The organism is Hydrogenophaga sp., assembly GCF_051860785.1.
Taxonomy (GTDB): Bacteria; Pseudomonadota; Gammaproteobacteria; order Burkholderiales; family Burkholderiaceae_C; genus Hydrogenophaga.
Window position 1 is genome coordinate 52458 of record NZ_JBIMLB010000022.1, and the last position, 18253, is coordinate 70710.

The 18253-nt window shown below is 67.6% G+C and carries 20 protein-coding genes; all 20 read left to right on the top strand.

From position 1 onward, the window contains the following. Positions 1 to 45 precede the first annotated feature (45 nt). The 20 genes from ACTIF6_RS22300 (at position 46) to ACTIF6_RS22395 (ending at position 18246) form a co-directional block, all read left to right on the top strand. Positions 46 to 579 carry a lytic transglycosylase domain-containing protein gene (locus ACTIF6_RS22300; protein WP_244387114.1) on the top strand — a complete coding sequence of 178 codons (534 nt, stop codon included), beginning with the start codon at positions 46 to 48 and terminating at the stop codon, positions 577 to 579. A 71-nt stretch (positions 580 to 650) separates the two neighbouring features. After that, the gene (locus tag ACTIF6_RS22305; protein ID WP_439589980.1) at positions 651 to 1310 is read left to right on the top strand and encodes an OmpA family protein; all 660 of its coding nucleotides are present in this window, start codon (positions 651 to 653) and stop codon (positions 1308 to 1310) included. 146 nt (positions 1311 to 1456) lie between these two features. Beyond that, complete coding sequence (locus tag ACTIF6_RS22310) at positions 1457 to 1819, top strand: hypothetical protein (RefSeq protein WP_244387115.1); 363 nt, start codon at positions 1457 to 1459, stop codon at positions 1817 to 1819. 31 nt (positions 1820 to 1850) lie between these two features. Continuing rightward, on the top strand, positions 1851 to 2150 hold the full coding sequence (traL, locus tag ACTIF6_RS22315; protein ID WP_244387116.1) for a type IV conjugative transfer system protein TraL: 300 nt from the start codon (positions 1851 to 1853) through the stop codon (positions 2148 to 2150). 13 nt (positions 2151 to 2163) lie between these two features. Next, positions 2164 to 2730 carry a type IV conjugative transfer system protein TraE gene (gene traE / locus ACTIF6_RS22320; RefSeq protein ID WP_244387118.1) on the top strand — a complete coding sequence of 189 codons (567 nt, stop codon included), beginning with the start codon at positions 2164 to 2166 and terminating at the stop codon, positions 2728 to 2730. Next, positions 2717 to 3712 (top strand): type-F conjugative transfer system secretin TraK, encoded by a 996-nt coding sequence (locus ACTIF6_RS22325; RefSeq protein WP_244387119.1) that lies wholly within the window; start codon positions 2717 to 2719, stop codon positions 3710 to 3712. Before traE ends, ACTIF6_RS22325 begins: the two co-directional genes overlap by 14 nt. A 47-nt stretch (positions 3713 to 3759) precedes the next feature. After that, positions 3760 to 5133 (top strand): TraB/VirB10 family protein, encoded by a 1374-nt coding sequence (locus ACTIF6_RS22330; RefSeq protein ID WP_439589981.1) that lies wholly within the window; start codon positions 3760 to 3762, stop codon positions 5131 to 5133. Next, positions 5117 to 5986 (top strand): DsbC family protein, encoded by an 870-nt coding sequence (locus tag ACTIF6_RS22335; protein ID WP_439589982.1) that lies wholly within the window; start codon positions 5117 to 5119, stop codon positions 5984 to 5986. The genes ACTIF6_RS22330 and ACTIF6_RS22335 overlap by 17 nt, the downstream gene beginning before the upstream one ends. Next, complete coding sequence (locus tag ACTIF6_RS22340) at positions 5983 to 6618, top strand: TraV family lipoprotein (protein ID WP_244387123.1); 636 nt, start codon at positions 5983 to 5985, stop codon at positions 6616 to 6618. The genes ACTIF6_RS22335 and ACTIF6_RS22340 overlap by 4 nt, the downstream gene beginning before the upstream one ends. Positions 6619 to 6625: 7 nt before the next feature. Next, positions 6626 to 9208: a type IV secretion system protein TraC gene (gene traC / locus ACTIF6_RS22345; RefSeq protein WP_244387124.1), complete on the top strand. Its 2583-nt coding sequence runs from the start codon at positions 6626 to 6628 to the stop codon at positions 9206 to 9208. A gap of 5 nt (positions 9209 to 9213) precedes the next feature. After that, positions 9214 to 9567, top strand: a complete 354-nt coding sequence (locus ACTIF6_RS22350; protein ID WP_439589983.1) for a hypothetical protein — start codon at positions 9214 to 9216, stop codon at positions 9565 to 9567. 104 nt (positions 9568 to 9671) lie between these two features. Then, entirely contained in the window at positions 9672 to 10169 is a 498-nt protein-coding gene (gene traF / locus ACTIF6_RS22355; protein ID WP_244387127.1) for a conjugative transfer signal peptidase TraF, read from the top strand. Between the two features lie 197 nt (positions 10170 to 10366). Further along, positions 10367 to 10615 (top strand): hypothetical protein, encoded by a 249-nt coding sequence (locus tag ACTIF6_RS22360; protein WP_439589984.1) that lies wholly within the window; start codon positions 10367 to 10369, stop codon positions 10613 to 10615. Then, positions 10612 to 11283, top strand: coding sequence for a type-F conjugative transfer system protein TraW (traW, locus tag ACTIF6_RS22365; RefSeq protein WP_244387130.1), 672 nt, complete (start codon positions 10612 to 10614; stop codon positions 11281 to 11283). Before ACTIF6_RS22360 ends, traW begins: the two co-directional genes overlap by 4 nt. Next, on the top strand, positions 11280 to 12299 hold the full coding sequence (locus tag ACTIF6_RS22370; RefSeq protein ID WP_425164685.1) for a TraU family protein: 1020 nt from the start codon (positions 11280 to 11282) through the stop codon (positions 12297 to 12299). The genes traW and ACTIF6_RS22370 overlap by 4 nt, the downstream gene beginning before the upstream one ends. Before the next feature lie 67 nt (positions 12300 to 12366). Continuing rightward, positions 12367 to 13059 carry a type-F conjugative transfer system pilin assembly protein TrbC gene (gene trbC / locus ACTIF6_RS22375; protein WP_244387131.1) on the top strand — a complete coding sequence of 231 codons (693 nt, stop codon included), beginning with the start codon at positions 12367 to 12369 and terminating at the stop codon, positions 13057 to 13059. A 9-nt stretch (positions 13060 to 13068) separates the two neighbouring features. Continuing rightward, positions 13069 to 15507, top strand: coding sequence for a type-F conjugative transfer system mating-pair stabilization protein TraN (traN, locus tag ACTIF6_RS22380; RefSeq protein WP_244387133.1), 2439 nt, complete (start codon positions 13069 to 13071; stop codon positions 15505 to 15507). Beyond that, entirely contained in the window at positions 15504 to 15890 is a 387-nt protein-coding gene (locus tag ACTIF6_RS22385; RefSeq protein WP_439589985.1) for a hypothetical protein, read from the top strand. Before traN ends, ACTIF6_RS22385 begins: the two co-directional genes overlap by 4 nt. A 7-nt stretch (positions 15891 to 15897) precedes the next feature. After that, a complete protein-coding gene (gene traF, locus ACTIF6_RS22390) occupies positions 15898 to 16776 on the top strand; it encodes a conjugal transfer protein TraF (RefSeq protein WP_244387136.1) in 879 nt (292 codons plus the stop codon). A 9-nt stretch (positions 16777 to 16785) separates the two neighbouring features. Beyond that, entirely contained in the window at positions 16786 to 18246 is a 1461-nt protein-coding gene (locus ACTIF6_RS22395) for a conjugal transfer protein TraH (protein ID WP_244387137.1), read from the top strand. Positions 18247 to 18253 lie beyond the last annotated feature (7 nt).

The following is an 18253-nucleotide window of genomic DNA, read 5'->3' on the forward strand; positions in this document are numbered from 1 at the left end:
GCCCTTGCTGGGCCTGGCTGGTTCTGAACACCTTGGGGGTCTTCGATGCGTCTGGCTTTCCTCTTCGTGCTCGCCGCGTTCTTGAGCGCGCCAGTCCTGGCCGCGCCGTGCTGGGACACGGCCGCGCAACGCTACGGCGTCGCGCCTGAGTTGCTGTACGCCGTCGCCCGCACCGAATCCAGCCTCAATCCGAAGGCCGTCAACCGGTCGCACGAGAAGCGCACCGGCAGCTATGACATCGGCCTGATGCAGATCAACAGCCGGCACCTGCCCAAGCTCGCCGGCTTCGGGATTCGCGAGGCAGACCTGTACGACGCCTGCATCAACCTGCAGGTCGGCGCCTGGCTGTTGGCCGACAGCTTCGCCCGCCACGGCGTCAGCTGGAACGCAGTGGGAGCCTACAACGCGGCGTGCAGCCAGCTCAAGGGCGATGCATGCACGCAGGCGCGTGCCACCTACGCCTGGAAGGTGTACCGGCACTTGCCGTCGGCATCGCCCAAGGCGGCTGCCCGCCCAGCACCATCGGCGCCCCCTGTCGCAACGGCCCGGCAGGCGCTGCGAGTGAGGGTGGCGCCGTGACACGGCACAAGCCTACCGCACGCTGGCGATCGAGCAGCGCCCTTGCGTGCCTGGCCATCGGTGCATGTGCCGTGACGCAACCTCCGCCGCCTCCGCCGAATCCCGCAATGGCACCGGCGGCCATTGAACCGGCGCGCTTGGCCCAGCACGGCCACGGCCGTCAGGCCGCGTTCCAGCTGTGCCAGGGAGTGGCCTGCCCCCAGCGCACGCCCAAGACCATGACGACGGGACCGGATACCGGCGCCTCTCCCCCGCCGCCCATCGCGCGGATGGAGCACGTCGCGCCTGCAGCGGTTCGGGATGCCGCCAGCGAAGGCGAGCGAGCCACCGCGGCCTCGAGCGCCCCGGCACGCCCGGCGCAAGCCGCCCCGAATGCGTCCGAGCTCCAACAGTTGTCCGTTCACTTCCCCTTCGCAAGCGCGCACCTGAGTGCGGCCGCACGACTTGCACTGCGCGAGGTTGCTCCTCAGCTGGCACGGGCACAGGACATCTCCTTGCACGGGCGCACGGACAGCACAGGTCCCGCCGCCGCGAACGATTCCCTGGCGCAGGCCCGCGCACAGGCCGTACTGCGCGAACTTGTGGCCCTCGCCCCTGGCATTGCTTCGCGCGTGCGGGTCGAAGCGCAAGGGGCGTGCTGCTTCATCGAATCCAACGACGGCCCGGCAGGACGAGCTCGCAACCGCCGGGTCGAGATCCGCTACTGGCTCGACGTTGATGACCCGCCCTGATCGACCACGGACGCATTCACCCGCCGCGGCCGTGGCGCTTCATCGCCACCGAGTCCACCCGCTTCCAACCCGACGAACACACCAGCAACGCCACCCGATCCATCACCTGCAACCGGTCTTCCTTTTTCCCTTGCTGGAGATTTCACATGAGCACTGCTGTCCTGTCCACGCCCACCCCGGCCTCGCTGCGTTCGCCCGCACGCAAGCTCGCCGGCTTTTTCTGCCTTCTCGTCATCGCCTTCGTCGGCCTGGCACTCGCCTTCCCGAGCCACGCGCTGGACCTCGTGGCCTTCACCGGCATCACGGGTCCGCTCACGTCCGCGCTCACCCAGATCGCGGACCTCGGTCCGGGCATCAAGGCCCTGGTGGGCTTCGTCGGCTTCGTCGTCGCGCTGATCTCGCTGTCCGCGCTGCGCAACTTCGGGCCGGTGCTCTTTTACGTCGGCCTGGCCATCTTCGCAGCGGTGGGCCTCGTGATCGCCGGCGCGATCATGGGCGCGGTCGTCTGAGCCCCGGCGCGTCGATATCCCGGAGGCCCACATGCAAGCGGACACCTACATCCCGCGGCGTCTCGACGACAGCTGGAAGATCGGTTTCTGGGATGTCGACGTCGCCGCCCCCATCCTGCTCGCGTTCTTCATCGGCTATCTGTCCTCGAGCAAGCTGGCATTCGCCGTTTGCATGGGCGCAGGCATCGCCGTCTCGCGCTGGATCTCGCGCCTGAAGGCCGACAAGCACCCCGCCTTCGCGATCCACTGGCTCTACTGGCATCTGCCGACGAACCCAGTGACGTCGATGCGTGCGACGCCGCCCTCGCACATCCGCCGGATGGTGGGTTGATCGGAGCACCGCCATGGACTTCGATCGACTCAGCGGCGACCTCAAAGACTTGCGCCGCCGCAACCGGGGCCTGGGACTCGCGGTCGGCGCGCTCGCCGCCGGCCTGTTCCTCGCGCTGATCGTCATCCTCAACCTGCTCGGGACGGTACGCACTGTCGTCGTTCCCCCGACGCTGAACAAGACCTTCTGGGTCAGCGGCGACAAGGCCTCGACCGAGTACCTCGAGCAGATGGGCAGCTTCGTGGCGTGGCTGATCCTGGACGTCACGCCCAGCACGATCGACTGGAAGAAGGACATCCTCCTCGGCTACGTCGACCCTGCGCAGTACGGTGCGCTCAAGACCCGTCAGGAAGTCGAGGCCGAACGCCTCAAGCGCATCAACGCAGTCACGGCCTTCGCGCCGCAACAGCTCGTCGCCAGCGAGGACACCCAGTCGCTGGTGGTGCGGGGCCGGCTGCGCACCCTCGTCAACGGCTTCGAGACCGCCAACGACCTCAAGGCCTATCGCATCGAGTTCGGCCACGCCGGCGCTCGCATGCACGTCCTCGCATTCAAGGAGGTCCCCTATGCGGCGAAATGAACTCGCCTTCGGGGGGCGGCGCGATGCCGACACCCCGTGCACCATGCTGCGCCCCGTCTCCCTCCGACCGCTCTCGCCGATTGCGCAGCTGCCCGGCGCTCAAGCGCCGTCGCGCCGGTGGAAGCACCTGCCGCCAGCAGCGCGCCGGATCCTGGCGGTGACTGCGCTCTCCCTCGGCCTGCAGGCCCACGCGCTGCAGGTGCTCGAAGCCAGCGATGGTGTGGCCGTCGAGGCGATCGTCTCGCAAAAGGAGCCGACGCGCATCCGGATCGAAGGTTCGCCGATCACCGACGTGTTCGGCAACATCCATTCGAGCCAGTGCGGTGCATCGCCGTTGCCCGCCCCCGCGTCGCCGGGGGTTCCGTCCAGCACACCTGGCCTGGCATCGCCAACCGCGCTGTCTTCATCGGCGGTCAATCCCGCCGGCGACGTCATCGTGGAGTGCGACAGGGACAAGGGTGAGGTCTACATCCGGCCGGTCGGCGATGCGACCCGCCCGATCAACCTGTTCGTCTCGTCGGCCACTGCGACCTACACGCTCTTGCTGCGGCGCTCCGACACGCCGGCCGACACCATCGTCATCCGGGACAAGACGCCCCAGGCACTGCGCCTGCCCGTCGCCGAGGCCGTCCCCGCGGGCCCAGCGCCGAACCACGTGCGCACGATGAAGGCCTTGCTGGTGGCCATGGCCTCGGACCGTGTGCCACCGGACGTCAAGGTCGAAGAGACCTCGCGCCCCATCCAGCTCTGGGCCGAGTCCCGTTTCACGCTGCTGCGCAAGTACGAGGGGCGCGGCTTCGTCGGCGAGAAGTACGCGTTGCAGAACATCAGCACCGCGCCGATGGTGCTCGCGGAGCAGGAGTTCGATCGCCCGGACAGCCGCGCAGGTGGAGAGGTCGCCGGCATCGCCATCGAGAACCACAACCTGCGCCCGGGTGAGAGCACCAGCATCTACGTGATTCGCCGGGGAGGTGCGCGATGAGCACACCGTCCACACCTCCCGGCGCGGGACGCCCCCCTGGCTACGCCGTGCGCGGCACGCTGGACCGGCTCTCGCCGCGCCAGCGACAGTACGCGTTGCTCGCCGCCATCCTGGGCGGCGGCATCGGCCTGCTATGGCTGGTCTTCAGCGTCTCGGCCCCGAGCACGCAACCACACAATGGTCGCGCCGCCCAGGCGCAGCCCGGCGACGTGACGAACATCGGGGTGATGCCGCCCGGCGGCCAGGTCAACCCGGTCGATCAATGGGTCGGCACGGCGGGCCGCAAGCTTGCGCAGTACGAGACCGAGCGCGAGGAGCAGGGCCGGCTCAACAAGGACCGGCAGGCCTTCGAGTCCCGCACGATGCAGCGCTTCGCGGAGCTTGAGCAACGGCTGACCTCGAGCCAGCAGGCCCCGGCGCCCACTCCCCCGCCGACGCCGCCGGCCCCGACGCCCGCGCCCGTGAGCCCGACGGCCATGCCACCTGCGACCGGGTTGCCTCCCGCGCCGCCCTCGGGGCCCGGTGCGATGCCCGCCGGACCGCCCACATTCCAGCCGCCGGCGCAACTGGCGCCTCCGGCTCCACCCGCGCCCGTGATCTCGCGCGTGACACTCGCGGATCGCTCGCGTCCGTCTGCCGCTGCCGGCCACGACGGCAATTCCCGCGCCGACGGCTCCCCCACGTCATCCGCCGCACCGAAGACGGTTTCCACCTTCCTCCCGGTGAGCTTCACGCGAGGAGTACTCCTCGGCGGTTTGGATGCCCCCACGGGTGGTCAGTCCCAGTCGAACCCGCACCCGGTGCTGATCCGCCTCTCGGACAACAGCGTGCTGCCCAACCAGTTCCGCGGCGAGTACCGGGAGTGCTTCGTGATCGCCGCGGGCTACGGCGACATCAGCTCCGAGCGTGCCTACCTGCGCACCGAGAACCTGTCCTGCGTGCGCGCCGACGGGGCCACGCTGGAAGTACGCATCCAGGGCTCGGTCTACGGCGAGGACGGCAAGGTGGGCATGCGCGGCCGCCTCGTCACGAAGCAGGGGCAGATGCTGGCCAACGCCCTGCTGGCCGGCGTGGTGAGCGGCATCGGCCAGGGCCTCTCGACGGCCAACACCAGCTACAGCAGCTCGCCGCTGGGCACGATCGCCAGCACCGACAGCAATGCCGATGCGTATCGCGCGGGCCTCGGCCAGGGGGTAGGCAAAGCGCTCGACAGGCTCGCGCAGTACTACATCAAGCTGGCCGAGAACACCTTCCCCGTCATCGAAGTGGACGCCGGCCGCCAGATCGATGTCGTGATTACCAAGGGCGTGCGCATCGATGTGCCGATGACCGCCGCTCTCTCGACCAGCGATCGCGGCAGCCGCCGCGTCCTTTCCCCTGAAACCCGCTACCTGGAGGCCACCGATGATGGCAACTACTGAATCCGTGCGCCCCGTCTTGCGCACCCGGCGTCCCCTGCGTCACCTCGCACACGCAACAGCCCTGGTCTTTGCGTTGTCGGCTGCGCTGGCCGCTTCGGCGCCCGCTCTCGCGGCGACGCCCGATGAAACCAAGCTGCTCGAAAGCCTGCGCAAGGCCCACCCGGGAACGCAGTTCAGCGAAGTGTCCCGCACCGACGTCGACGGCATCTACGAGGTCTGGATGAGCGGCAACGTGGCGTACGTTGCGGCCACCAACCCGCGCTTCTTCATCTTCGGGCGCCTGTTCGACACGCAGAGCATGCGCGACGTGACGGGTCCGAGGATCGCGCAGCGCAACGCCGACCAAGGCGGACAGCTCCAGTCGCAGTCTGTCTCCACGGCGCCCGTGTCCATCGACCAGCTACCGCTCGCCGACGCGATCAAGACCGTGCGCGGCAACGGCCAGCGCAAGGTCGCCGTCTTCAGCGACCCGAACTGCATCTACTGCAAGCAGCTGGAGCCGGAGCTCGCCGGCGTCGACAACGTGACGGTCTACACCTTTCTCGTCCCGTTTCAAGGCGAAGCGCGCCCGATCTCCATCTGGTGCGCCGCCGACCGCGAGCGTGCCTGGCGGCAATGGATGCTGCAGGCGGACGCGAGCCAGTTGCAGCCCAATGCGAACTGCGAGCACCCGGTCATGCGCAACCTCGAACTCGCGCGCCGCCTGGGCGTCCAGGGCACGCCCACGCTCTTCTGGGCGGACGGCACGCGCACGGATGGCTATGTCGGCCGCTCGGTGCTCGAGACCAAGCTCACCGAAGCGGCACGGGTGGCCAGCGCCAAGCCAGCGGCGGCGGCGGGGAAAAGGCCATGAGGATCAGGTCCATCCGCGCAGCCGCCCTCGCCCTGCTGCTGCCCCTGGCCGGCTGCGTCAACATGTCCGGCCTCAGTGGCGAGTCCAAGTACGCGTGCGCCGCCCCCGAGGGTGTGGCATGCGACTCGGTCTCGGGGACCTACGCCAACGCCGTGCACAACAACCTGCCGAGCCAGCGGGGTCGTGCTGCGCCGCCGAGCACGGGTACCCCAGAGGCCCCCACGCCTCCCGCCGCGCCCGCACGTCAGCCCGTCACCGGAACCCTTCCTGCGGTCGCATTGCCGGGTCCGGACGGACAGGCCAATCTGGCCTTGCGCTCGCAGTCGCGGGTCCTGCGCCTGTGGACCAAGCCCTGGGAAGACGCCGACGGCGACCTCTGGGACCAAGGCTTCGTGTACGTGCAGGTGGATGCCGGGCGCTGGCAGATCGACCACGTGCGCCAGCGTATCCGCGACCAGTACGTTCCACTTCGTCCACCGCCAGCGCCCGCCGCCGGCGCATCGTCGCAACCGTCTGCGGCCGACACGGAATCGTCGAGCCCCGCGGATCCGGCGGTACAGCGGCCCTCTCCGTTCGGCGCCTTTCCTTCGCTCACCCGCCCGCCGTCCGGGCTGGGCTCCCGTCCCCAGTGAGGCCGCCATGCGCATTCCCACCACCGAACCAGGTTCCGGTGCACCGCACGGCGGTGCGCTGTTCCCTTTCAGCCTTCCCTCTGACACCCCGGCAGAGCAGTTCGCCGGCTGGCTGCCGTACTCCGCCTACCTGGCCGGCGAGAAGATCTTCGTGAACCGCGATGGCATGGGCTTCATGCTGGAGGTCATGCCGCAGTCCGGCGCCGACGAGCGCATGTCGGAGGTGCTGGTTTCGCTCTACGCGAACTGCCCGGCCGAAACCGGCCTGCAGTTCCACCTGTTCGCCTCGCCGCACATCCGGCACCAGCTGCGCCAGTACACCAACCTGCGCGTGGAGGACGACGATCAGGAAGAGAAGGCGCGCGCCTGGGGACGGCCCGTGCCGAACGAGAACCTGTTTCGCAAGCTGGCGCGCCAGCGCGTGCAGCACCTGCTGCGCGGCACCCAGACCTCGATCACCTCGGGCTTCCACTACACCCTGCGCGACTTCCGCCTGATGTTGAGCGTGTGTGTCCCCGGCGATGCGGCGGACCTGAACAAGCGCGAGGCCCTGCTCACCCTGCGCGATTCGATGGCCGCCACGCTGCGCTCCGCCATGCTGCCCAACCGCGTCTGCGATGCGGCCGACCTGATCAACTGGTGCGCGCTGTTCACCAACCCCGACCGGATCGCGCACTCCGACGCCGAGGACCTGAACTTCGACGATGACCGCTGGCTGCACTATGACGACGGCCGGGAGATCCGCGACCAGATCGTGGACTTCGACACGATCCAGGATCCGCACCCCAGCGGCCTGACGCTCTGGAAGGAAACCAGCGCCGAGGTGCTGGAAGCGCGCTTCTATTCGATCAAGAGCTTTCCCGAGCGCTTCGCCCTGTGGCAGATGGGCTCGCTGATCGGCGATCTGATGCAGCCGGCGCTGCAGTACAGCGCGCCTTTCCTGATCACGCTGGGCGTTCACATCCTCGATCCAAACGCCACCAAGTCCATCGTCACCGCGAACCACGTGCGCGCCACGCAGAACGCCAAATCGAAGATGGCCGACGTCATGCCCGACGTGCGCAAGAAGCTCGACGACTGGTCCGCCGCGGCCAACGCGATCGACACCGGCGGCAGTCTGGTGAGTCTGTACCACCAGCTCGCGATCTTCACCCACCCCGACAAGGCCGCCTCGGCGCACGAGGCCGCCAACGCCATCTGGCGCGCCCGCGGCTTCCAGCTCAATGCCGACGCGTACATGCACCGCCAGGCGCTGCTGGCCAGCCTGCCCATGACGCTGACGCCGAGGATGCACAAGGACCTCGGCAAGATGCGCCGGGTCACGCGCAAGACCTTGTCGAACGCCATCCACATGGCGCCCCTGATCGCTGAATGGCGCGGCACGCGCACGCCTGCCCTGGTCTTCGGCGGCCGTCGCGGCCAGGTCATGACGCTGGACCTGTTCGACAACGATCTCGGAAACTACAACTTCGCGATCATCGGCGCGCCCGGCAGTGGCAAGTCGGTGCTGATGAACGAGCTGGCATGGTCCTACCGCGCCATCGGTGCGAAGGTCTGGATGCTGGATCTCGGCCGCTCCTTCGAGAAGCTGTGCCGCAAGGCCCAGGGCACCTACATCGAGTTCCGGCCCGATGTGGACATCTGCCTGAACCCGTTCACGATCGTTCAGGACATCAACGAAGACATCGACATGCTCGTGCCGGGCATCGCCAAGATGTGCTCGATGCAGCACACGCTGGAGGAAGTTCAGTACAAGGCGATCTCGGCGATGGTGCTCAAGCTCTGGCGAGCGCACGGCCAGGACCTCACGATCACCGGGCTGCGCGACGCCTTCAAGACTGGGACCATCGAAGAACTCGGGGTCAACGGTGACCAGCGCATCAAGGACCTGGCCATCATGCTCAACCCCTACGCCAAGGGTGGCCAGTATGAAAGGTTCTTCGAAGGCAAATCCAACGTCGACTTCAGCAACGATTTCATCGTCATCGAGAACGAGGAACTCAAGCGCCGCCCCGACCTGCACGCAGTGGTCAACATCCTGCTGCTGCACCAGATCACCGGCGAGATGTACCTCACGCGCAACCGGCGCAAGGTACTCTTCATCGACGAACTGAAGCAGCAGCTTGGCGACATCGGCGCCGACGATCCCGTCAAGGCTGCCGTGGTCGAGGAGGCAGCCCGCCGCGCACGCAAGTATGGCGGCGCGCTGGGCACCGCGACGCAAAGCGCCGACGACTACTACGGCAGTGCCCAGATGGAGGCGGCCTTCAACTGCTCCGACTGGGTGTTCCTGCTGCGACAAAAACCCGAGTCGATCGAGATGCTGGACCGCAAGGGCCGGCTCAGCATGGACGAGCCCAAGAAGCGCCTGCTCAATTCGCTGCGCACCGAAGCTGGGGCTTTCTCCGAACTCTACATCTCCTCGCCCGTCGGCGAGGGCGTCGCCCGCAACATCCTGGACCCTGCGACACACCTGCTGTTCTCGAACAAGCTCGAGGACAACGCCCCCATCGACGCCCTGCGCGCGCAGGGCCTGTCCATCGACGAGGCGATCACCGAGCTGCTGCGGCAGCGGGGGCATGCGCTATGAAGGCCATGCTGCTTCACGCGGGCCTCACGGCCCTGCTGGTGGCCAGTGGCCTCGCCGCCTACGACCGCTGGGTCGTTCGACCGGCGCTGGTCGTGGGCGTGGTGGACCTGTCGGAGGTGTACCGGGCCAAAGAGGCGCAGTTCACGCAGTTGCTCACGGCCGCCTCCGGCGCGGGATCCGAGGGCGAGCGCGAACGGGCCCTGTCCATGGCCCGCAGCTTCTCGCAGAGGTTGCCCGTCGCGCTGGACGAACTTCCGCGGGAATGCGGCTGCCTGGTGGTGCTGCGCACCGCAGTGGCTGGCAGCCCGCACGCCGTGGACCTCACGCCGGCGCTACGCCGGAAGGTGGACCTGCCATGAACGCCGACACCGCCACCCCACCGGATGCCGCAAGTCGCGATGACCCTGAGCCCTCGGGCTGGGCGTCCCGGCGCCGCCGAGACGTTCAGGAGCTGCTGCGGCACATGCGCCGCCGGTGGTATCTGTACGTGCCGGTCTTCGCCATCTGGGGATTCGCGTACGCGCGACTGTTCATCGATCCGACACCGCGCGTGCCGGTGCTCTTCAACTGGACGCCCAGCCTGCCTTATCGGATGGCGCTGATGCAGTACGGCCACGCCGCGCTGCAGCGCGGCGACCTGATCGTGTTCTCGTTCGCCGGCGAAGCGCAGGAGCAGTACCGCGGACTTCGCGGCCAGCCCTTCTTCAAGATGGTGCGCGGACTACCCGGCGACGTCGTGACGGTGCAAGGGCGCCTGGTCTACGTCAACGGCGAGCCTGTGGGAATCGCCAAGACGCATGCGCATGACCGTCACCCGCTGGCGCCGATCGACGCGATGGTCATCCCCGCCGGGCACTACTACGTGCAAGGCACCAGCCCCGACAGCTTCGACTCCCGCTATCGGTCCAGCGGCCTGGTGCGCGCCGACCAGGTGCTGGGCGTCGTGGTGCCGCTGTTCTGAAGGAGATGCCCATGGTCGCTACCAAATCCGGCCGCCAACCACGTACCCAAGCTCGCGGCCGCATGCGCCTGTGCCTTCTGCACGCGGTGTTGTTCGCGCTCTGTTCCTTGGCGTCCGCACAGACCAGCCCTGCGCGCGGACCTCTGCCAACCGCCCACTCTGCGCCGCAGACGTCTTCTCTTGCCGACGAAATGCCCTTGGCGGACTACCTTGGGTTACTGCGGCAGATCGCCCCGGCCGCTGAGGATGGCGCGCGCACCTACCTGGCCGCGGCCCGTCTGCGCTGTGGCCGCGAGCTGAACACGGCCGAGCTGCGCCTCGCGATGTCGCAGGACGCCGGCGATCCGGTCCTGATGGGCCTGATCCGCGCCGCGCACACCAAGGACCCATCGGCCCGCCGACAACTCGTGACCCAGGTCCGATGCCCGCAGGGAGGATCACAATGAAGCGTCCTTCGCACTCGCCGGCCAGGTTCGCGCGCCTGGCGCTGTCCGCATGGACCGCTCTGAGCGCCGTGGGGATCTTCTGCCCCTTGATGGCGCGCGCCACGGATCTGGGCACGGTCGGACCGACCTACGAGATTGCCGAGCCGCACCTGCTGCAGATGATCGAGCAGCGCCTGCGCGAGAAGGAGCGATCGGGCGAGCTCGCACGGATCGAGCAGGAGGCGCGACAGAGAGGCACGGACTCTGTCCGCCAGCCCACGCCCGTCGCTGGCGTGCGCACCACAGCCGCTCCTCGCACCTTCTACTACGACCCCACGTACACCCTGGACCAGAACATCCTCGGCGCCAAGGGGGAGCTGCTGTTCGCGGCGGGCACACAGGCCAACCCCTTGAACGTGGTCTCCATGACGCGTCACCTGCTGTTCTTCGACGCGCGCGACACCCGTCAGGTGCGGCGCGCCCGTGAGCTGATGGCGCACTACCAGGGCAAGGTCAAGCCCATCCTCACGGGCGGCTCGTACCTCGACCTGATGAAGTCCTGGCGCATCCCCGTGTACTACGACCAGCAAGGTCTGCTCACGCGCCGCCTGGGTATCACCCAGGTGCCCGCCCTCGTGTCCCAGGAAGGCAAGCGCCTGCGCATCGACGAGATGGAGGTCATCCGATGATCCCGCGAGCCACCAACCGTCTCGCCAGATGGCTGCTCACCTTGTGCGTGATGCTGGGTTCCGCTGCCGCCAGCGCCACGACTTGCACCGGCAAGTTCCCGAACCCGATCACGGACATCTGCTGGTCTTGCATCCTGCCCATCAGCATCGGGGGCGCACGCATCGGCAATTTCGGCGACCAGGAGGACATCGACAACCCCTCAAGCCCGCTGTGCACCTGCGGGGTCAATCCGGTGATCGGCCTGTCGGTCGGCTTCTGGGAGCCCGCGCGCCACGTCGAAGCGGTGCGCAAGCCCTTCTGCCTGACCTCGCTCGGCGGCATCGACCTGGACCCCGGCATCCCGGCACCCGAGGCCGCACGATTCACCCGCCCAGAGGCCGATGGCGACGGTGGCAGCTTCTACCAGGCGCACTTCTACGTGAACCCGGTCCTGTACTACCTGGAAGTCGTGACGGACTTCCCTTGTCTGGAGCGCGGCTCTTTCGATCTGGCCTACCTGACCGAGGTCGACCCCCTGTGGGCCGACGACGAGCTCACGCTGATCATCAACCCGGACGCCGCCCTTTTCGCCAACCCGGTGGCGATCGCCGCCTGCGCGGCCGACTGCGTGGCAGCTTCGGTCGGCTTCGGCATCCGCGAGCTCTTCTGGTGCGCGGGCTGCCAGGGCGGGCTTTACCCGATGAATGGCCACGTGCCGTACCACATGGGGGGCGTACGCACTGCCGCGCTCATGGCGCAGCGCCTGACCGCAAAGATGCACCGCGAGTTGATCGCGTGGGGCTGGCATGGGCAGCCGGGCTTGTGCGGCCCCTACTTCGCGCCGGTGATGGACAAGGCGGCCTACAAGACGCAACTCACCCACCCCATTCCCAACACGGCCAAGGAAGCCGGCAAGTGCTGCCAGCCCTTCGGGCGCACGACCGTGATGTGGGGCGCCGGCAAGGAATACCCCGTACGCGGCGAAGACTTCGCCTTCATGTTGTTCAGGAAAAGGAACTGCTGTGTCGGCTACTGAACTTCCACACCGCCTCATCGGCTTCGCGCTGCTCGTTTGCGCAGGGGTTTCCGCCGCGCAAACGCCCGTGATCACCGACGCAGACATCGAGCGCGCCCGCAAGGGCCAGCCTGCCGTCACGGACCAGGACATCGAGGCCGCGCGCCGCAAGCACAACGCGACCGTGCAAGTGCCCGCGCCCCAGACCGGGACGTCCTCCCAGGCTCCGCGTGGCCCATCGATCGACGCGCTCCCGCAGCCAGCGACGCGCACGCCCATCGACCTCGAGGCCCTGGCGCGCGGCTACGCATCGCAGACGGACGCCATGGCCGCTGCGCAAGGCCTGGCAAGCGGCCCCGGGCTCTTCGTCTTCGTGAGCCTTTCCATGCCCCGCCCGGCCCTCGAGAAGCTGGTCGACCAGGCGGCGCGAGCCCGCGCCTCCGTCATCCTTCGTGGCTTCGCCCAGGGCTCGCTGCGCGAGACCGTGGCCCAGGTGCAGGGGCTCATCGGCAAGCGTCAGGTCGCCGTGCAGATCGATCCTCAGGCCTTCGACCGCTTTTCCATTGCGCGTGTCCCCAGCTTCGTGCTGGTGCGCGATGGCACGCGACCCGAGTCCTGTGCTGCGGGGACCTGCGCACCACCCGAAGGCTACCTGCGCGTGGCGGGTGATGTCAGCCTGGACTACGCGCTGGAACACATGCAGCGTGCCGCCCCCGGATTCACGGCTGAGGCGGCACCTTTCCTGGCCCGGCTTGGTCGGTCGGACGCACCAAAGCGGTAGGAGCATCCCATGTCGGCGCACGTCCACCCTGAAGCCAATGGCAGTCTGAAAGGCCTGGCCAAGCGTGCCATCGTCTGGATCACCCTGAGCTGCTTTGTCCTGACACATGCCACAGCCCAGGTCGGCCCCCACGCGGAGGGCACGGCGGCCGGCCAGGCAGCCAACCCGTTCGCCCGAGGAAACATCAACGCGCCGGACGCGTCGACCGTGGTGCCCGGCTACACCACAACGCCACCTGAGCGGCTCTACCACGGCCAACCGAACCTGTCCGGCCAGACCAGCGCACGCCTCGCTGCATGCGCCACGACACCCAACGACCCCGTGTGCCAGGCGCTGCTGGGCGCACGTGCATCGGCCAACACGCCGCGCGAGGCGATTTCTCCCTACGACCCTGCGGTGCTGGGCGCGCGCCGGGTGGCTGCCAATCCGTCGACGGCGCTGGAGGACATCGCGAGCTACTACAGCGGCTGCCAGGTCGACACGGTCGCCACCCCAACGTCCGAAACGCGGGTCTGCCGCCAGTACACGGGAGCCACCGCCCAGTCCTGCGCGCGGACCCTGTCCGTGTCGATCTCGCGCACGAGCAGCTGCTCGCCAGGCGAGTGGTTCGCCCAATCCAGCTCCGGCAGCACGTCGATCGCCATCCAGTGCAGACCCGACCAACCGCCGTCCGCGCAACGCATGCGGGTCACCAGCGGCGGTGTGCCGGTCGCCTTCTTCGACGTGGACGCCAACTCAGCACTCGTGTTCCCGCGCCGTGTGGCCGACCTGCCCACCCCGGCCTGGCCAGCTGGCGGCCCGAATGGCGTATGGATCGTCAACAACCAGTGCAGCGGGGACAACTGCCATCTGACCGGCTTCATCGCTCAGGAGCACCGCCAGATCTGCACGGGCGGAGGAGGCGATTCCGACGCTGTCTGTACCACAGAGCGCCCGTTCCATGAGGTGTATGCCGCCTGCCCCGCCGGCACGCAAAGTGGCAACAACATCGCCTACACCGTCGACAGCGGCGGGGACAGCGGCAGCAGCCAGACTTTCTACCTCGACCAAGCGACCTGCTACGCGCCGACCCCGCGCCCTTCCACCCTCTTTGGCACCGACCTGACAGGGACGGTCGCTGGCTACTACTGGACCACGCATTCCAGCCGGCCGGTCGTGGGCTTCCGACTCAATCCGCTCTACGGCCCCATCCCCCAGATGGCGCTGAGTTTCGAGCGGCCGCACACCACCGTCACCGAGTCGGACCAATGGGATGACCAATGCCCAGCACTGGCCAGCGATGGCCGCTGCGCCATCACGGGGGCGGCTCGGTGTGCGGACGGACCCGGCACGAAGGAAGTCGACGGTGCACAGGTCACACGCGCCTGCTGGCGCTACGAGACGTCGCTGTCCTGCCAATTCGGCAGCCCCACCGACGAATGTGCACCCTTGGCTGCTTCAGGGTGCACGCCGTCAGGGACGGTCTGCCGCCAGATGAATGCGGCCACGGGCGTGTGCGAGGTGACCGAGAATACCTACACCTGCCCGGTCGCATCTGCCTCCGCGGTGACCGCACGGAATTGCCCGACCGACGTCTTCTGCGTTGCGGGCAGTTGCTTCAACACGACCTACACGAGCGACGCGGACTTCGCGCGCTCGATGTCCTTCCTCGAGGCCGCACGTGAAGCCGCGGTGTACCTGGACACGGACAGTCTCCAGGTATTCAAGGGCGAGGCCAACCGCTGCCGCGACCGCCTGCTCACCAATTGCTGCCGCAGCGACCCGGCTGGTTCGGGCATGACCAACCAGAGCATGTTCGGCGTCGGCTCCCGGCTGGTTTTCGACGCGCTGATGAACTCGGGCAATCGGGAGTTCCTGTACCAGGGCATGCAGGCGCTGTTGATGGGTGGCGGCTTCAGCGGCAGCTTCACCAGCTATGGCGTCACCGTGGCGGTGAATGGGACCGCCCTGCCGGCGGGATCGGCCGTGCTCTATTCCGGGCAAAGCGTTGTCGTGGCCTTCGACCCCTGGTCCCTGGTAATCGCCATCGTGATCTACATCGTGATGGCGGCGCTGTCCTGCGACGAGGAGGAGGGCAAGCTCGCGATGAAGGAGGGCGCTCGGCTGTGCCACTCCGTTGGCACCTACTGCTCTTCCTGCATCCGGATTCTCGGACGTTGCGTTTCCTGCATCACGCACACGACGAACAAGTGCTGCTTCAACTCCGTCCTGGCACGGATCATCAACGAACAGGGCCGCCAGCAGATCGGCAAATGGTGGGGAATGGCACGGGCACCGGACTGCTCCGGCTTCACGATCGCTCAGTTGCAGAGCCTGGACTTCGCGCGCATGGACCTGACCGAGTTCTACGCGTCCATCGTGCCGAACATGCCCAACGTGGGCGCCATGCAGGGCGGCGCTGCCGGCCGTGCGAGCAACTGCTACTACGGCGAGGGGAGATGCCAATGAACAGAGCGACGCGCTTCTCAGCCGCATGCCTTGTGGCCATGCTGACGCTTTCCTCAACCGCCGGGGCCGAACCGTTTCGCACGCCCGTCCCCGACGCCCGGCCCGTGCTGCTGGCGGCACTGCAGGCTTCCGATGGCACGGCCCACGGCGTGCTGACGGGCGAGATGGCGGACGCGATCACCAAGCACTTCGAAGCAACCTCCCCGATCTACATCGACGTCTCGACGGAGAAGCGCTACCGCGAGCCGGGTTGCAGCCGTCTGAAGGTTCTCTTCTGGCAGGAGGGTGTGAAGCTGCCTGGCGTTGCTGCGCCGCGCAAGCAGACCATCGAGTTCGGGATCAATTACTGCAACACGGGGCTGCCCCCGCGGTCGTTGCTGTGAGATTGCCATGAAGAACGTTCTCTCCCGAGTCTTGTCCATCGTGCTCCTCAGCTTGGCGGTGGCTCCGCTCTCCGGTGGGGCGCTGGCCCAGGGTTCCGGTGCGCTTGGCGTCCGCGACGATTCCAACCCGGCGTACTGGTCTGACCGCTGGCGGGGATGGCACTTCTACGAGGATCCACCGCAAGAGGAAGTCGAGCCGCCATCGCGACCCGCCCCGTCCACAGCGCCTCGACCAACAGCGTCCCCGCGACCGCCCGAACTGGTCGAGTTCGAGCGCCTGCAGAAGACCCTGGAGGATCTGCGCAACATCGCGATCATGCGGCCGAGCGAAGCGAACGTGCGCCGCTACATGGAGTTGGAGATGCAGGTCGTGAACCGTGCCTCCTACTTCGCCGACGTCGCGCAGCGGGTGGCATGGGCGACACCCGATCTCGATCCCTCGCTGCAGGGCCGCCCCGTCAACGCACAGGCGTTGGAGGTCTTCGAGCGACAGCAGCGCACCGACCGCTCCGCCTCCGTAGCCAACCTCGGTCGCGATCACGTACTGTTCTTCTTCTACCGCAGCGACTGCCCCTACTGCCACGCCTTCGGACCCACGCTGCAGGCCTTCGAGGCGCGCCACGGTATCCAGGTGGTGGCAGTGAGCGTGGACGGGGGGCCGCTGCCAGGCTTTCCGCGTGCGCGGCCCGACAACGGCATCGCCACCGCACTGCAGGTCACCCAGGTGCCCGCCGTCTTCCTCGCCCAGCCCTCCTCCGGAAAGATCATGCCGATCGGCTCTGGCGTGCTGTCGGAGTCGCAGTTGCTGGAGCGGATTTCCATCGTCTCGTCGCCCCAGGGCGAAGCCATGTTGCCCAGCGCCACGCGGCATCTGGCACTGCCATAGGAGATCGCCATGTCCAGCCCATCCCGCGTCCTCCACCGGTCCATCCTCCGACGCCGGGCCATTGCATTGGCCGTCTCCCTGGCGATGCTGAGCACCGCCCTTCCCAGCCGTGCCGACCTCAACAGCGAGGTCAACGACATGTTCAACAACCTGGGAGCCATCGGGAACTACACCGCCCCGGGGGCATTTCGGGGGCAGACCTACAACACCTACACGGGCGGGAACCTGATGATGCGCTCGCCGAACCGGGTCTACCAGCTGGCCGCCGTGCAGTTTCCGAGCGCCCGGGCTGGCTGCGGCGGCATCGATGTCTTCGGGGGCAGCTTCAGCCACATCTCGGCCGAGGAGTTCAAGAACATGCTCCGGAACATCACAGCGGCCCTACCCGGCATCGCGTTCCAGCTCGCGCTCGAGGCTGTCTCCCCGCTGCTCGGCGGCCTGACCAAGTGGGCCAAGGGCCTGGAGACCTGGATCAACAACGCCCGCATCAACTCGTGCGAGACGGCAAAGGCCATCGTGAGCACAGCCGCCGAGGCGGTAGGCTACAGCTCGCAGGAGAGCTGCGCCGATCTCGCGATGGAGATGGGCATGGAAAGCGATCGAGATTCGGCGCGACGCCGTTGCTCGACAGACCGTCCTTCCATCCTGTCCACCGCCCGCTCCTCGGGCGATGCCAACGTGCGCAACAAGGCGCCTTTCGTGGGAAACCTGACCTGGCGTGCGCTGCAGCACACCGGCGCCTACCTCGACGACAGCAGCCGCGAAATGATCATGAGCATGGTCGGCACGGTCATCTACTACCCGGAAGAGTCGGGACGCGACCCGGAACCCATTGCGCCCACCCTGACCTCCATCAGCCATCTCCTCTACGGTCAGGCGGCCGGCTCGGGCAACAACGTCGTGCAGCACCTCCTGCAATGCAACAACTACTCGCTCTGCGACGTGGTCTCGCTCAACACGGCGTACAACCACGTGCCGTTCACCGCGCGCGTGGAGACGATGATGCGCTCCATTGCAGACCGCATCGCCACGCGCACGCCCATCCCCAACAACAGCGCCGAGGTGGGGTTCGTGAACCAGACCAGCGAGCCGGTCTACAAGATGCTGTCCGTCGGCACCAGCATCCCGGGCTCGGGCCTGGCCGACAGCCTGATCGGCCAGTACCGGGACGTGATCGCGGCGGACTACGCGTACGTGATGCTGGAACGCAATCTGCGCGTGGGTATGGCCGCCCTGGCCAAGGACTTCACGCTGCAGCAGCACCAGCGCGACCAGGCCAACCAGATCCGTCAGCGCGCCCAGGCCTTGCTGCTCCTGCTCTCGCAGGAGAAAAACCTGCTGTACCAGAAGGTCGGCTCCTTCCGTGCCGTTGCCAGCCACCTGGAGCAACTGGAGCGGCAGTTGCGCTCGAGCATGCCCCAGCACGTCATGGACATGCTGGGCCAGCAGGCCGCCTACCAGTCCCGTTGATGTTGGC